Raw genomic sequence first — 15,633 nt, 5'->3', positions numbered from 1 at the left:
TAACGTGCTACAATTGAACTTGATATATGTCAACGAAGCGTAGTTTTATTGGGTGTCATGCCTCACTTAGCCTGTTATGTTGCTGTTAAAATGGTTAGGATGACAGCCGTTTTTGACACCGTCGGGTCCAGAGGGAAAGTACCCACGACCAAGCTAATGATGTTGTTGACGTTGATGGAAAGTGCATCAAGAACGCAATTACGTACTTTAGTCATGTTACGCCGGGCATGTTAATTTGCGACATGCACCAGGCAGGTCAGGGACTTTGGTACTTCCTGTTTCGATTTAGTTGGCAATTTAGGTAGCAAACATGCAGACCCCGCACATTCTTATCGTTGAAGACGAGTTGGTAACACGCAACACGTTAAAAAGTATTTTCGAAGCAGAAGGTTATGATGTATTCGAAGCGACCGATGGCGCGGAAATGCATCAGATCCTGTCTGAAAATGATATCAACCTGGTGATCATGGATATCAACCTGCCAGGCAAAAATGGTCTCCTGTTAGCACGCGAGCTGCGTGAGCAGGCGGACGTCGCGCTGATGTTCCTCACCGGTCGCGATAACGAAGTGGATAAAATCCTTGGCCTCGAAATCGGCGCCGATGACTATATCACTAAACCGTTCAACCCGCGTGAACTGACGATCCGCGCTCGCAACCTCCTCTCCCGTACCATGAACCTGGGTACCGTGAGCGAAGAACGCCGCAGCGTAGAAAGCTATAAGTTCAACGGCTGGGAGCTGGATATCAATAGCCGTTCGCTGGTAAGCCCAAATGGTGAGCAGTATAAGCTGCCGCGCAGTGAATTCCGCGCCATGCTGCACTTCTGCGAAAATCCGGGCAAAATCCAGTCGCGTGCAGAACTGCTGAAGAAAATGACCGGCCGTGAGCTGAAGCCGCACGACCGTACCGTGGACGTGACCATCCGTCGCATTCGTAAGCATTTTGAGTCCACTCCGGACACCCCGGAAATTATCGCCACCATTCATGGCGAGGGGTACCGCTTCTGTGGCGACCTGCAGGAATAACTCCGTTTTTCTTGCTGTCATAACGTAAAAACGGCGCTATTCGCGCCGTTTTTTTATTTCCAGATCCTGAGCCTATCGTCATCATCGCCAACATCATCGCCAACGCCTGGCTGATTATCTTTGGCTTTCGGCAGAGATAACGCGTACCAGTCAACATGGCGAGTCAGGAACATAAGCGCACTTAACGCCAGCAGCAGCACACCGGTACCCAGCAATAATGCGCTATCTTCCGAACGCAGCAGCAGCCACATAATGCCATCCAGCAGCAGTAGCGCACAGACGAACAGAAAGCTATTCCGCCACCCTTTCAGCACCGCCTGAAGATACACGCCATTGATGAGCGCGCCGATCAAACTGGCGGCAATCCATGATGACGTAAAGCCGATATGTTCGGACAGCGCCAGCAGCACCAGATAGAACATAACCAGCGACAGCCCCACCAGCATATACTGCATGGGGTGCATACGATAAAGGGTTAAACTTTCAAACACAAAGAACGCCATAAATGTCAGTGCTATCAATAGAATGGCATATTTTGTCGCCCTGTCGGTCAGCTGATATTGATCGGCAGGCGTGGTGACATTCACGTTGAATGCAGGTAGCTGACGCCACTCAATTTCCCGGTCATCGACAAAAAACCTGGCCATATTGTTGGCAAACCAGGTACTTTGCCACTGTGCGCTATAGCCTGTTGGGCTAACCTCACGCTTGCCGGGTAAAAAATCGCCAAGGAATCCCGGATGCGGCCAGTTGCTGGTTAGCTGTAGCGTGCTGTTGCGCCCAAGCGGTACCACCGAGAAGCTGCCGCTACCATTCAGATTAAGTGTGAATTCAATATCCAGCGCTTTTTGTTCAGGTAACAACAGCGGCATTGGCATATGAATGCCCTCTCCGCTCTCGCCAGTGCCGGGCCCTGGCTCAACGGACAGCGTCTCGCCGTTGACCTCAGGAGCCTTAATCTCGCCAATCCCGCGCGCATCGTTAACGCTAACGACCAGAAATGGCCTCCCCAGCGTAATCGTACTTTTCCTGAGCGCCGTGATTCGTGCCGGGTCAAAATGCGCCTTGATGCTGAGATTATTGTGCCAGATTTGCCCTTCATAGATACCGACCCGCCGGGATTCAACGTCCTGATTACCGTTAACCGCCAGCGTCTCCGGCAGCCAGTAATGCACCCAATGGTTTTGATATTCGACCGTTTTTTTGCCCTCAACCCGAGTCAACGTCTCGGTTACGGGAATGGCGATGAGCGGCCCGGCCAGCTTCTGCGCCCCGCTGGTGCTGCTCTCCAGAGCCTCAATGACGTCGCTACGATAATCCGCGCGTTCGTCGATCAGCTGTCTGACAATCATCAGCGGGATCGACAACAGTAAAATACATCCCAGCAGGGTGCTCATTTTCCAGAATAGTGATGATTTCAACATAGCCCTCTCCTTAGTGATGCGCTCACCATAAAGAGGCTATGTGGGGAGAGTTTGAAGCTATGTGAAGTGAGTGTGAAGTCTCAGCAAAGCGCACGCCCCGCCTTCAGGGCGATTAATCAGCTGAATATCCCCCTGATGCAGGCGCGCAACCTCACGCACAAATGCCAGCCCCAGGCCGCTGCTTTTATGTCCATCGTCGCGCGGCAGTGAGTAGAAACGCTCAAAAATACGCCCCAGCGCATAGTCTGGAACACCGCTTCCCGTATCGCTTACGGTCAAGAGTACGCCGCCATCGTTTTCTTCCGCGCCAAGCAGGATCTCTCCTTCCACAGGAGTGAAATCGATAGCGTTATCAAGGAGATTGCCCAACGCCTGCGCCAAAAGTTCGCGATCGCCCTCAACCGTCAGGGTTGTCTCCTGCCAGCGTAGCCTGAGGTTTTTCGCCGCCAGCGCGATCTCTCGCTCCTCGGCAAGGCGGCGAAAAAGCGCCGCTACAGAGACGGGACGCCTGGCGATCTCCAGCCGATTCTCCAGCCGGGCCTGCTGGAGTAAATTTTCTACTAGCGACTGCATACGCGCATTCTGCGCCAGGATATTACGGGTAAAACGCGCGGCGATCTCAGGCGGAGGCGCTTCCTGGAGGATTTCTGCTGCGCCGCGAATCGCCGCCAGCGGGCTCTTCAGCTCATGGGTCAAGGCATACACGTAGTTTTCAATGGCGTTTTTTCCTTCCAGCTTAAGGCGCATACTCTCCAGCGCCTGCGCCAGCCTACGCAGTTCGCTGCCGCCGACATCCGGCAACGGAACCGGGCGGTCGGCGGTCACGGAGTCCGCGTAGCGAACCAGCTTGCCGATGGAGAAATTAATCCACCACACCATCCCGGCGCCGATCAGTAGCGCGATACCCAGCAGCGCGCCTCCGGCCCACAGAATACGGCGCTCGCTGCGTTTGATTACCGGGGCCATGGCCAGATTGGGTTTCCCAACGCTCAGCACGCCAATGATCCGGCCATTGTCGCTCACCGGCGCGGCAATATACATCACCGAGCTGTTGTCGTCGTTCGGGTCGCTGCGGGTACTGCGCGCCCCATATTGACCGCGTAAAGTGAGCCAGACATCGTTCCAGCGCGAATAGTCCTGTCCCAGCGCTTTGCCCGCCGAATCAAACACCACTTTGCCCTGCGCGTCGGTCAGATAGATATGATATTCGTTACGCACTTTATTAATGCCGGCGATATTGGCGTTAATCGGTTGTCGATGAAGCGACTGGAAAGCCTGGGCCAGCCGCCCATGCTGGGGATCGGCGGAGAGTAAATCCTCGCGGGCCAACTCGGCAAGCAAGGTGGCCGTATCAATCAGCGTACCTTCCGTTGCCCGCCGCACCCCGGGCTTAATCTCCTGGACAAAGATGGAAAGCACAAACCAGGCCGCGATAGCGACAATCAAAAAATAGCCCAGCAGCAGCCGCATTCCGATGCGCATCACTAACCTCCAAGGCTGTATCCCATGCCGCGATGCGTACTAATAGGGGAGATATTGGGGTTAACTTCTCGCAGCTTCGCGCGCAGCGTTTTGATATGGGTATCCACGGTGCGATCGAAGCTCTCGTTCGCGTCGCCCCAAACTTGCTCCATCAGCAGTTGGCGAGAAAAAATGCGGCCGGGAGAGTGAAGCAGCGTTTTTAATAATAAAAACTCATAGCGGGTCAGATTCAGGGGCTGTCCGCACCACGTAACCTGAGCCGCAGCGTCATGCAGAGTAAATTCCCCTACCCGTAGCAGCGGCGAAGGCGCGGCAAATTTTTGCAGCCGCCGCAGGACGGTGCGCACCCTGGCGCACACTTCACGAGGGGAAAAGGGCTTGGCGATATAATCATCGGCGCCGATTTCCAGGCCAAGCAGCTTATCCACCTCTTCGCTGCGGGCCGTCAGGAACAGCACCGGCAACGCCGGATAGCGGGCCAGCAGACGACGGCATAGCTCAAAACCGCTGATATCCGGCAGCCCGACGTCGAGGATCGCCAGATCGGGTATTTGATGATGGGCGGCATCCAGAGCGGGTAGCCCGCGCTCAAACGCCGTAACGATAAATCCTTCCTGTTGCAGCATGTAGACAAGCGTATCGGCAATGCTGAGCTCATCTTCCACCAACCAGATCCGCGGTTGTTGCATCGGCGTTCCCTGTTATTTATTCCATGGCATAATCGGCACGGCGCTAAGCGCATTCTTCGGCGAGCCATCAACGATTTTATCTGAATAGGTCAGATAGACCAGCGCATTGCGTTTCGCATCATAAAAACGCACGACCTGCAGCTTTTTAAAAACCAGCGAGGTGCGTTTCTGGAATACCACATCGCCCTGCTTTTTCCCGTTTTTAATTTTATCCGTCAGCTCAATGGGCCCCACCTGCTGACAGGAAATTGCGGCATCAGAGGTATCTTCCGCCAGGCCTAACCCGCCTTTAATTCCGCCGGTTTTTGCGCGACTGATGTAGCACGTCACGTTCTGGACATCCGGATCGTCAAAGGCCTCCACGACGATTTTATGATCCGGACCAAGAAACTTAAATACCGTATCCACGGAGCCGATTTGCTCCGCCTGGGCCACCTGACAGCCGGCCAGTAAAAACATTCCTGCAACTAACTTCTTGTATTTCATATTGTTACCATTCTTAAAAATTTAGCTGAGTGATAATCACTCATTATGAAGAAAAGTTTTATAGATCACAGCTTTACAAAATTACCACCGATACTTGTGGAATAATCGCATTTAAAAGCAAAAAAAACACTGAATGCTAAAACATCAAAAAATGCTATTATCCGCTACCTTTAGTATCAGGCACCTGAGTTTAAGGATGGGGATATTTTATGGATCAAGCAGGGATTATTCGCGATCTCCTTAGCTGGCTGGAAGGTCACCTGGATCAGCCACTCTCACTGGACAATGTGGCAGCGAAGGCAGGTTATTCCAAGTGGCATCTGCAAAGAATGTTCAAGGACGTCACCGGCCACGCCATCGGTGCCTATATTCGCGCCCGTCGCTTATCTAAGTCAGCGGTTGCCCTGCGCCTGACCGCACGTCCGATTCTCGATATCGCGCTGCAGTATCGTTTTGATTCGCAGCAGACGTTTACGCGTGCTTTCAAAAAGCAGTTTTCGCTGACGCCAGCCCTCTATCGACGCTCTCCAGACTGGAGTTCTTACGGTATGCGCCCTCCGCTGCGTCTGGGCGAGTTCACCATGCCGCAGTATGAATTCGTCACGCTGAACACCACTCAGCTGGTTGGCGTCACTCAGAGCTATACCTGTAAGCTGGAAGAGATCTCCGATTTTCGTAATCAGATGCGCGTTCAGTTCTGGCGTGAATTCCTCGCCAATACGCCGTCAATTCCCCCGACGCTGTACGGCCTGCACGAACCGCGCCCCAGCATGGATAAAGACGATGAGCAGGAGGTGTTCTACACCACCGCGCTGACGCCGGAGCTGGCTAACGGTCACCTGCACAACGCCCATCCGGTGACGCTGGAAGGCGGCGAGTACGTGATGTTTACCTACGAAGGATTGGGTACCGGGTTACAGGAATTTATTCTGACGGTTTACGGCACCTGCATGCCGATGCTCAACCTCACCCGCCGTAAAGGTCTGGATATCGAACGTTTCTTTCCGGAAGATGAAAGCCGGAATCAGGAACCGCCCATTCAGCTACGCTGCGAATACCTGATCCCGATTCGTCGTTAACGCTGTAGTTCATCCATCGCGGGGGCATCAAGATGCGAAACATCCCCCGCGGTTTCCACTACCCATCCTGACGCCAGCCAGGGGCTCTGCTGATAGTCAACGCGGGAAATGGAGCAGTTGCGCAGACGCAGACGTCGCTCCGCGTATGCCGGCAAACCAAGAATCGTACTCACCAGACATCCCAGCGCCATGCCGTGGCTCACCAACAGCGGCCGGCTGCCTGCGGGCAGTTCCAGGCAAGATGCCAGCGCCGCATGCATACGCTCGCTCAGCTCCTGCATCGATTCCCCCTGCGGGATACGCCCATCGGGCGTGCCGTTGACCAGCTGGCGACGCCAGCCCTCTTCTTCTTCGCTTAGCGAGTCAATATGGCGCTTTTCCAGCACGCCCATATCCAGCTCACGCAAGCGTGAATCGGTTATGACGCTGCATCCGCAGGCTTCAGCGATGATTTCTGCGGTACGCCGCGTCCGACCTAAGTCGCTGGCAATTATATGCGTAATCCCCAGCGTTCTGGCGCGCTCGCCTACCTGCCAGGCCTGACGCTCACCGTGGGCGGTAAGCGGACTGTCGGACTGGCCCTGAATACGTCGCTCGGCGTTCCACTGCGTTTCACCGTGGCGAACAAGGTATACCTGTAACATGCTTTATTATCCGTTATGAGCTCTTAACCCTCTCGCTTCAAGCATAGCCGCCTGCAACAAGAAGGGTTTGGAGTATACTGCGATGATGTTAAGTCATTCTGAGTTATTTTGATTATGCACCATGTTGTCTCAGCTACCACTAATCCCGCCAAAATTCAGGCAATTCTGCAGGCTTTCAACGAGATCTTCGGCGAAGGATCCTGCCACATTGAGTCCGTCTCCGTCGAGAGCGGCGTGCCGGAACAGCCTTTTGGTAGCGACGAAACGCGCGCTGGCGCACGAAATCGCGTGGCTAACGCGCGTCTTGCGCAGCCAAATGCGGACTTTTGGGTCGCCATTGAAGCCGGAATCGACGAGGGCAGCACTTTTAGCTGGGTGATCATCGATAACGGTAGCCTGCGCGGCGAAGCGCGCTCGGCAACCCTACCGCTGCCGCAGGTCATTCTTGAAAAAGTTCAGGCAGGGGAAGCGCTGGGTCCAGTGATGTCTCAGCATACCGGCATCGATGAAATTGGCCGTAAAGAGGGTGCAATCGGCGTATTTACGGCCGGAAAACTGACCCGCAGCAGCGTTTATCATCAGGCCGTCGTGCTGGCGCTAAGTCCGTTTCATAACGCTATTTATCGCCAGCGTTAAACAACGACTGTTCCAGCCATAAACGCAGCTCCGGCGGCGCTGACTTGAGGCTGTTCGAACCGCGGGTGATAGTCGCGATGCCGGCGCCGAGTTCATTTTTTAGCTCGCGCTGGCTCATCTCACCGCGCAGCAGCTCTTCAATAATACGTACCCGCGTACCCAGCGCCTCGCGCTCGTCGGGGGTCAGCATAAGCTGTAAAAGCGGCAGATGAAGATCGTCGGCGTACGCCTGCTGTAAGAGCGCGACAAAACGCAGCCACTCCTGATGGCGCTGTTCGGCTACCGCTGCTGAATAGGGGGATTGTTGGGTCATGTTACGCCACCTGTCGGATGTACTCACTAACGAGTACAAAGCATAACATACTTCTGTCCGGACTCTACGGATTTCGGGCAACATCGCCTTTTGCAATGTTGCCCGAAAACGACAGCGCTAGTAGCGCAGCTTCCACTCCGCATCGCTCAGCAGAGCATCTTTCTGGCCCATAAAATAGCGATAGTAGGCATCATAGGACAAAACGTTTTTGACGTAGCCGCGCGTTTCAGAGAACGGAATGCTCTCGACGAACGCCACCGCGTCAATACGGCCGCCGCTGTTGCCCCGCCACGTGCGCACCCGCCCTGGCCCGGCGTTATAGGCCGCTGAGGCGAAGATACGGTTATTGCCAAACTGCTGATAAACATACTGCAGATAGCTGGTACCAATGTTGATGTTCATTTCCGGATCCAGCAGCTGCGATGGACCGCTATAGCCAGGGATACTGAACATGCTCACCGTATGCGTCGCCGTACCCGGCATAATCTGCATCAGACCGCGGGCACCTACCGGTGAACCGGCTTTCGGGTTCCAGGCGCTCTCCTGACGCGCAATGGCCATCGCGTAGCTTTGCGGAATATCTTTCCCGCTGATGTAGCGTTTGAAAAGATCGTTATAGGCCAGCGGGAAACGCTCTTCCAGCTGATCCCACAGTTTCCCGGCGATCGTGGCCTGAACGCTGAGATCCCACCAGTTCTGATTAAACGCGTAACGCGCCAGCTGTGCCTGCTGATCTTTGGTCTTGCTGGTGACCAGATTGGCCCACTCGCTGCGGGCGGTATTGTCCATATTCCAGTACATGAGCTCGCGGACTCGCGCCATTTCCGGCCCGGAGGTCAGCGCCGGATCGAGATTAGCGGGAGCTTTATCAATACGGAAAGTGTACTCCTCGCCCAGGCGCTGGGCTGCGACCATCGGGTAGAAACCGCGCTGCTGCATCAGCGAGCGCAGAATATCTTTCGCTTCATCATCGCGCCCGCGCTCCAGCAGCAGATCGGCCTGCCAGTAGCGCCATTCATCCTTCTCTTTCGCTTCCATCGGCAAACGCGCCAGCCAGGTATTCAGGCCGCGACGATCGCCAAGACCAAGCGCCATACGTACCCGGCGCTCCACCAACGAAGTCGATTGGGAGCGCATGATAGCGTCGTCGCGCCAGATGGCCTGCTCTTCGGTCACGTCGCTGCCCATCAGTCGCCAGGCGACGATGTCACGCAGCTCCTGGATTTGATCTTCATTAAGCTGCTGCGCCTGCGCTAATGAAGGGATCATCAGGCGCGCATTTTCCACGTCCTGCCGCGCAACGCTGGCAAAGGCGACCGCCGCCATCTGGCGGGTAAAATCCGTCGCGCCGGTTGTACGGGCAAAGGTCATAACGCTATTCGGATCGTTAGCCAGCGCGATAACCGCCGTCGCAATCGTTTGATAATCGGACGGCATCTGCTGGGCCAGAACCCTTACCAGGCTGGTATTTCCCGCCTTCATCGCCAGACGGATCCGTTCAAGATAGGCCAACGGATCCTGCTGACCTGAGGCCCGCCAGGCGCCAAATAGCCGATCGCAGGCGTTTGGCTGGCTTTTGCCGCTCAGCCACAGCGCTTTCGCCCCATCCCAGGCTTCCTGAGTCTGGCCGACGTTCCATTTCGCATAGTAGTAATTACACTGCGCTTCGGTACCGGTCGGTTTCTCCGGGCTAAACGCCAGCAGGCCTCGCCAGTCGTCGCGACGCGCCAGTTCGTTAACAAAGCGGGATTTCAGCGATCGTGCGGGAGGCAGCGTAGGGTTAGCGGCGATAAAATTGGTGACCACCAGCGCCGGTTGGTTCATCAGATCGTCGGTTATCTGACGATACTGGAGATAAGGATAAAGCGGATAGGTCGTCAGGGTGGGCATCAGCTGATTGACGACATCCATCTGTCGGTTGTCCCATGCCTGTTTAGTTTGAGCATAGCGGCTGCGCTGTTCATCCAGTGAATCCGCATGCGCCAGTTGGCTTAACGTCAGCAGACTTACGCCGGCGGCCAGAAGACGCCACGTCACAGTTTTGGCTTTTTCCACAAGCTCTTCCTCTATTCAGGTACATCACAGCAGCATCATGCCGCGGGCAAAAATTTCAGGTATTACGTAGATATGCTAATCAGACAACACGAATCGCGCCACGTCCCGGACATTTTTTTACTCTTTTGTGAAACCCATCGCCTCGCTGGGATTAAAGCGCGAAAAAGGCTACACTTCGCCTTTGAAAACTATCTATCATTATAAATGAGAGGCGAAGTCCAACGTGGCTCAATTCGTTTATACCATGCATCGTGTCGGCAAAGTGGTTCCGCCGAAACGTCATATTCTGAAAAATATCTCCCTGAGCTTCTTCCCTGGCGCAAAAATCGGTGTTCTCGGTCTGAACGGCGCCGGTAAGTCTACCCTGCTACGCATCATGGCCGGCATTGATACCGATATCGAAGGCGAAGCTCGTCCGCAGCCGGGCCTGAAAATCGGCTATCTGCCGCAGGAGCCGCAGCTCAATCCAGAGCAGACCGTACGTGAGTCGGTTGAAGAGGCGGTGGCCGAAGTGGTCAATGCGCTGAAAGGTCTGGACGAGGTGTACGCGAAGTACGCTGAGCCGGATGCCGACTTCGACAAGCTCGCCGCTCAGCAGGGCAAGTTTGAAGAGATTATCCAGGCGCACGACGGCCATAACCTGAACGTGCAGCTGGAGCGCGCCGCAGATGCCCTGCGTCTGCCGGACTGGGACGCGAAAATCGCCAATCTCTCCGGGGGTGAACGCCGCCGCGTCGCGCTGTGCCGTCTGCTGCTCGAAAAGCCAGACATGCTGCTGCTCGACGAACCGACTAACCACCTGGATGCGGAATCCGTGGCGTGGCTGGAACGTTTCCTTCACGACTTCGAAGGTACCGTGGTGGCGATTACCCACGACCGTTACTTCCTCGACAACGTGGCCGGCTGGATCCTTGAGCTTGACCGCGGCGAAGGTATTCCGTGGGAAGGTAACTACTCCTCCTGGCTGGAGCAGAAAGACCAGCGTCTGGCGCAGGAAGCTTCTCAGGAAGCGGCGCGTCGTAAGTCAATCGAGAAAGAGCTGGAGTGGGTCCGTCAGGGCGCGAAGGGCCGTCAGTCTAAGGGTAAGGCCCGTCTGGCGCGCTTTGAAGAGCTTAACAACGTCGAGTATCAGAAACGTAACGAAACCAACGAACTGTTTATTCCGCCAGGCCCGCGTCTGGGGGATAAAGTCGTGGAAGTCAGCAATCTGCGTAAGTCCTACGGCGACCGCGTGCTGATTGACGATCTGAGCTTCTCAGTACCGAAAGGCGCTATCGTCGGCATCATCGGTCCTAACGGCGCGGGTAAATCGACCCTGTTCCGCATGATGTCCGGTCAGGAACAGCCTGACGCCGGTTCTATCACCCTGGGTGAAACCGTCAAGCTGGCCTCCGTCGATCAGTTCCGCGACGCTATGGACAACAGCAAAACCGTGTGGGAAGAAGTTTCCGGCGGGCTGGATATCATGAAGATCGGCAACACCGAGATGCCGAGCCGCGCCTACGTGGGCCGCTTTAACTTCAAAGGCGTTGACCAGGGCAAGCGCGTTGGCGAACTGTCCGGCGGTGAGCGCGGTCGTCTGCACCTGGCGAAGCTGCTGCAGGTTGGCGGTAACGTCCTGCTGCTCGATGAACCGACCAACGACCTGGATATCGAAACCCTGCGCGCGCTGGAAAACGCCCTGCTGGAGTTCCCGGGCTGCGCGATGGTTATCTCGCACGACCGCTGGTTCCTCGACCGCATCGCGACCCACATTCTGGACTACCAGGATGAAGGTAAGGTGGAGTTCTTCGAAGGTAACTTTACCGAATACGAAGAGTATAAGAAACGCACCCTCGGCGCCGATGCGCTGGAGCCGAAGCGTATCAAGTACAAACGTATTGCGAAATAAGAGCATAAGGGCAACGCAGGTTGCCCTTTTTAATATTTGTCACTCTCCCGCCGGGAGAGTGTTGTAGCCCGGCTCAGGCATTCATGCCGCCAGCCGGGAAACCAACCGCAATACCGCGTCAGCCATTTCCCCGGCTCACGCTGCGCTTAGCCGGGCCAGGGATTCATGCGGCATCAGGCCGCAGAAGGCCTATCCCTGCTCGCCCATCATCTCTTTCACCAGCTCAACGCAGCGCAGGAAGCGGGCGTCGTAATCAGCCTCTTTCACATGCACAAAATCTATCTCGTTCTCCCTGAGCAGCGACACCAGCAGCGACTGGAACTCTTTGCGGTCTACGGAGCTGCCAAGGCTTCGCAAGCCATCGGCTACCCACGGCGTGTTGTTTTCCAGCAGAATGACCAGGTCGAAGCGATACTCATCGATCAGCGCCTGAACAAAGGGATGTTCCCGCCCTTCATACTTCAAACAAAACGCCTGAGTACTGACAAAGTCAGTATCGATAAATGCCACTTTATTGGCATATTTTACTGCAAAATCAATATACTGCGCATGACCGAGAGCGATTTTGTCATAGTCGGAATATTGCAGCGCCATCTCATCGCCGCCGAGGTGCGAAAAGACGTAGTCGCGGCCATACTCCCAGGCGCTGGTGGTATTAAAGATATTGGAAAGCTTATTCACCAGCGTCGACTTCCCGCTCGACTCACCGCCGAGGATCGCCACCGTGCGTACGAAAAAGGGCTTCACTTCGGTAGGAATATATTCCCAGTAACGGAACGGATTCTCACGAATCTGCCCGCCGCTGATGTTCATAAAGGTGCGTTTAGGATCGATAAGAACGGTTTCAATCCCCAGATGATCCAGATACTGCGGCGCGTCGCCCTCTTCCGAGGTGTAGATCCAGTTAGGCTCAATGCCCTTCTCGCTCATAAAGGCGCGGATCCCGCGGCTCCAGACGTCCCAGCCGTGCGGATAAGGCTCCATTCCCTCTTCATTGAAGGCGTGGATGCGGATATTTTTTTGATATTTGAACGTTTGCAGCAGCCAGCGCAGGCGGTCAGGCACGGTTGGCTGCTGCGACATCGCGCTCTTTTCAAACAGCTCGCGATCGCGGGGATCGTCGTAGCCCATAATGATATGCAGCTCATCGACCTGGCTACAGGCGCGCTGAATCAAGTAGATGTGCCCGGTGTGCAGCGGGTAAAACTTACCAAATACCACGCCAACGCTTTTTTGCCGACGTGGAAACTCCAGCCCGAGAAACCGGTGCAACGCTTCCAGCTTTTGCGCGCTGGGGCTTTTAATTTTGGCGTTCAGCAGCTGGCTCAGGTAGCCTTTTGTCATTCCGCTGGCGTCCGCCACCTGCTGTAGCGTACAGCCCTTCTGCTTTATGGCGCTTTTTAAATAGTCAAATGACGACATGGCGAGTCTCCTTTTAACTTATTATAAGTCGTCAAAGACGCTTAGCGCGTCCGCAAGCTTTTTCACGCCAAAGATTTGCATCCCTTCCGGCACTTTTTTCGGCACATTCGCGGCCGGAACAATCGCCCGACGAAAACCATGCTTAGCCGCTTCGGAAATACGCTCCTGGCCGCTCGGCACCGGGCGAATTTCGCCCGCCAGACCCACTTCGCCGAAAACCACCAGGTCCTGCGGCAGAGGACGGTCGCGCAGGCTGGAAACCATCGCCAGCAGCAGCGCCAGGTCGGCGCTGGTTTCGGTGACCTTCACACCGCCAACCACGTTGACGAACACGTCCTGGTCAGCCATCTGCAGACCACCGTGACGATGCAGTACCGCCAGCAGGATCGCCAGACGGTTCTGCTCCAGCCCCACCGCCACGCGGCGCGGGTTGGACATCATCGAGTGATCGACCAGCGCCTGGATCTCCACCAGCAGCGGTCGGGTACCTTCCCAGACCACCATTACCGAACTGCCCGAAGTCACTTCGTCACCGCGGCTCAGGAAGATAGCCGAGGGGTTGCTCACTTCACGTAGCCCCTGCTCGGTCATAGCGAATACGCCCAGCTCGTTGACTGCGCCGAAGCGGTTTTTATGGCTGCGCAAGGTGCGAAAACGAGAATCGGCGTCGCCGTCGAGCAGCACGGAGCAGTCAATACAGTGCTCCAGCACTTTCGGCCCGGCCAGCGAGCCGTCTTTGGTCACGTGGCCGACCATGACGATCGCCACGCCGCGCGTCTTGGCAAAGCGCGTTAAATAGGCCGCCGTTTCGCGCACCTGAGCCACGCTGCCCGGCGACGACTGCACGTCGGCCATATGCATCACCTGGATGGAGTCGATAACCATCAGCTGCGGCTTTTCTTCGTCGGCAATCTGGCAAATCTGCTCAATGCTGGTTTCTGACAGCATATTCAGGTTGGCGGTGGGCAGACTTAAGCGGTGAGCGCGCATCGCCACCTGCTGAAGCGACTCTTCCCCGGTGACGTAGAGCGTTTTCATGCCTTCGGAGAGCTTACACAGGGTTTGCAGCAGCAGCGTCGACTTGCCCGCGCCGGGGTTACCGCCGATCAGAATCGCGCTTCCCGGCACCACGCCGCCGCCGAGCACGCGGTCAAATTCTTTAAATCCGGTCGAAAAGCGCGGCAGCGCTTCGAGGCTGATATCGGAGAGCTTTTGCACCTTCGATACGCCGGCATTACCGGCGTAACCTGACAGGCGTTCGTTTCTTGCCACCTGCGGCGAAGCGGCAATGCGCATCTCGGTTATGGTATTCCAGGCATGACAGGCGCTGCACTGCCCCTGCCAGCGCGGATAATCCGCACCGCATTCATTACAGACAAATGCGCGTTTTGGAGCTTTCGCCACGTTAACCTCTTACTTTTGATTCATGCTGCCGGAGAGAATACAGAATACCCCCATCAGGTCAGCGTGGCGGATTGTCACTTCCGCCAGTTCATTCACTTTGGGCTTAGCATGATAGGCGATGCCGAGTCCTGCCGCTTTAATCATCGGCAGATCGTTTGCGCCATCGCCAATAGCGACGGTTTGCGCCGGCGGGATTTCATACTTTTCCGCCAGTTTACGCAGCGTACTGGCTTTATATTTCGCATCGACGATATCGCCGATGACGTTGCCGGTCAGCTTACCGTCCATGATCTCCAGTTCGTTGGCGAACACCGCGTCGAGATGCAGCTTGTCGCGCAAATACTCGGCAAAGAAGGTGAAGCCGCCGGAGGCGATCGCCACCTTCCAGCCGAGCGTTTCCAGCTTCAGCACCAGCTGGGTCAGCCCCGGCATCAGCGGCAGCGTTTCACGCACCTGCAGAAGAATATTGGCATCGGCATCTTTCAGCGTCGCTACCCGCTGACGCAGGCTGGCGGTGAAATCAAGTTCGCCGCGCATCGCGCGCTCGGTCACTTCAGAGACCAGCTCGCCGGTACCGGCCAGTTTGGCGATTTCATCAATGCACTCGATCTGAATCGCCGTCGAGTCCATATCCATAACCAGCAGGCCCGGCGTGCGTAAATGCGGGATTTTCCCCAGCGGCGCGACGTCAAACCCGGCCTCATGGGCCAGACGGGTCGCTCGTAGCGTTAACGAACCAGCCAGCCGAATCACTTGATAGTCGTCAACCGCCCAGGAGGCAACAATTACCAGGGCCGCCCCCAGCTCCCGTTGCCATTCGGTCAGACGACGCTTGTTGAGACCGCGACCATACAGCAGCCAGCCGCTACGTCCGGCATGATAATCCAACGGCATGACCTCATCACCGCTCAGGGAAAGCGGCAATCCAGGCCACTGGGAAACATCTTCAGGCAGGTCGCACCAGGTCAAACTGTTTGGCATCACGGCTCCACATAACTTCATTCAGGCGAGGAAAATAACGCATGAGGCTACCTTGTAACCAGCGCTTCTGGCAACATTAAGCTGCAAATTTTCAAAGGTG

Annotated in this window: 15 protein-coding genes; 4 read left to right on the top strand and 11 right to left on the bottom strand. The window is 55.7% G+C overall.

Going from position 1 to position 15,633, the window contains the following annotated elements:
• Positions 1–74 precede the first annotated feature (74 nt).
• Positions 75–215, bottom strand: a complete 141-nt coding sequence (yjjY, locus tag K2184_RS18875) for a protein YjjY (protein ID WP_001541509.1) — start codon at positions 213–215, stop codon at positions 75–77.
• A gap of 95 nt (positions 216–310) precedes the next feature.
• On the opposite strand from yjjY, the gene arcA reads away from it, so the two are divergent.
• Positions 311–1,027: a two-component system response regulator ArcA gene (arcA, locus tag K2184_RS18870; RefSeq protein ID WP_002887843.1), complete on the top strand. Its 717-nt coding sequence runs from the start codon at positions 311–313 to the stop codon at positions 1,025–1,027.
• A 53-nt stretch (positions 1,028–1,080) separates the two neighbouring features.
• Here arcA and creD read toward each other — a convergent pair whose 3' ends face one another.
• From creD to creA, 4 genes are read right to left on the bottom strand one after another with little or no spacing between them, the layout of a single operon-like run.
• Positions 1,081–2,451 carry a cell envelope integrity protein CreD gene (creD, locus tag K2184_RS18865; RefSeq protein WP_196557058.1) on the bottom strand — a complete coding sequence of 457 codons (1,371 nt, stop codon included), beginning with the start codon at positions 2,449–2,451 and terminating at the stop codon, positions 1,081–1,083.
• 57 nt (positions 2,452–2,508) lie between these two features.
• Positions 2,509–3,933: a two-component system sensor histidine kinase CreC gene (creC, locus tag K2184_RS18860; RefSeq protein WP_163524584.1), complete on the bottom strand. Its 1,425-nt coding sequence runs from the start codon at positions 3,931–3,933 to the stop codon at positions 2,509–2,511.
• Between the two features lie 2 nt (positions 3,934–3,935).
• The gene (gene creB, locus K2184_RS18855; protein WP_004108429.1) at positions 3,936–4,622 is read right to left on the bottom strand and encodes a two-component system response regulator CreB; all 687 of its coding nucleotides are present in this window, start codon (positions 4,620–4,622) and stop codon (positions 3,936–3,938) included.
• Positions 4,623–4,634: 12 nt separating this feature from the next.
• Positions 4,635–5,108: a protein CreA gene (gene creA / locus K2184_RS18850; RefSeq protein ID WP_004110391.1), complete on the bottom strand. Its 474-nt coding sequence runs from the start codon at positions 5,106–5,108 to the stop codon at positions 4,635–4,637.
• A gap of 209 nt (positions 5,109–5,317) precedes the next feature.
• Between creA and robA the strand changes: the two genes are divergently transcribed.
• Positions 5,318–6,187, top strand: a complete 870-nt coding sequence (gene robA / locus K2184_RS18845) for an MDR efflux pump AcrAB transcriptional activator RobA (RefSeq protein ID WP_004108433.1) — start codon at positions 5,318–5,320, stop codon at positions 6,185–6,187.
• Here robA and gpmB read toward each other — a convergent pair.
• Positions 6,184–6,831 (bottom strand): 2,3-diphosphoglycerate-dependent phosphoglycerate mutase GpmB, encoded by a 648-nt coding sequence (gene gpmB, locus K2184_RS18840; RefSeq protein WP_004108435.1) that lies wholly within the window; start codon positions 6,829–6,831, stop codon positions 6,184–6,186. The genes robA and gpmB overlap by 4 nt on opposite strands.
• Positions 6,832–6,945: 114 nt before the next feature.
• Here gpmB and yjjX point away from each other — a divergent pair, with 114 nt between their 5' ends.
• Positions 6,946–7,467 (top strand): inosine/xanthosine triphosphatase, encoded by a 522-nt coding sequence (gene yjjX / locus K2184_RS18835; protein ID WP_016809140.1) that lies wholly within the window; start codon positions 6,946–6,948, stop codon positions 7,465–7,467.
• Here the strand turns inward: yjjX and trpR are convergent.
• Both trpR and sltY read right to left on the bottom strand, forming a co-directional pair.
• Entirely contained in the window at positions 7,448–7,780 is a 333-nt protein-coding gene (gene trpR / locus K2184_RS18830) for a trp operon repressor (protein ID WP_004108439.1), read from the bottom strand. The genes yjjX and trpR overlap by 20 nt on opposite strands.
• 117 nt (positions 7,781–7,897) lie before the next feature.
• Entirely contained in the window at positions 7,898–9,835 is a 1,938-nt protein-coding gene (gene sltY / locus K2184_RS18825; protein WP_004108446.1) for a murein transglycosylase, read from the bottom strand.
• A gap of 223 nt (positions 9,836–10,058) precedes the next feature.
• Between sltY and ettA the strand changes: the two genes are divergently transcribed.
• On the top strand, positions 10,059–11,726 hold the full coding sequence (gene ettA, locus K2184_RS18820; protein ID WP_004108448.1) for an energy-dependent translational throttle protein EttA: 1,668 nt from the start codon (positions 10,059–10,061) through the stop codon (positions 11,724–11,726).
• 189 nt (positions 11,727–11,915) lie between these two features.
• Here ettA and nadR read toward each other — a convergent pair whose 3' ends face one another.
• From nadR to serB, 3 genes are read right to left on the bottom strand one after another with little or no spacing between them, the layout of a single operon-like run.
• A complete protein-coding gene (gene nadR / locus K2184_RS18815; protein ID WP_004108450.1) occupies positions 11,916–13,148 on the bottom strand; it encodes a multifunctional transcriptional regulator/nicotinamide-nucleotide adenylyltransferase/ribosylnicotinamide kinase NadR in 1,233 nt (410 codons plus the stop codon).
• Positions 13,149–13,169: 21 nt separating this feature from the next.
• Positions 13,170–14,552 carry a DNA repair protein RadA gene (gene radA, locus K2184_RS18810; protein WP_004108452.1) on the bottom strand — a complete coding sequence of 461 codons (1,383 nt, stop codon included), beginning with the start codon at positions 14,550–14,552 and terminating at the stop codon, positions 13,170–13,172.
• Positions 14,553–14,561: 9 nt separating this feature from the next.
• Positions 14,562–15,533, bottom strand: a complete 972-nt coding sequence (gene serB, locus K2184_RS18805) for a phosphoserine phosphatase (RefSeq protein WP_004108454.1) — start codon at positions 15,531–15,533, stop codon at positions 14,562–14,564.
• Between the last annotated feature and the right edge of the window lie 100 nt (positions 15,534–15,633).

Source organism: Klebsiella sp. K5-306 (assembly GCF_051835185.1).
In the GTDB taxonomy this organism is placed as follows: Bacteria; Pseudomonadota; Gammaproteobacteria; order Enterobacterales; family Enterobacteriaceae; genus Klebsiella; species Klebsiella oxytoca.
Note: the sequence above shows the minus strand (reverse complement) of the source record. Positions and strands in the feature narration are given on the sequence as shown.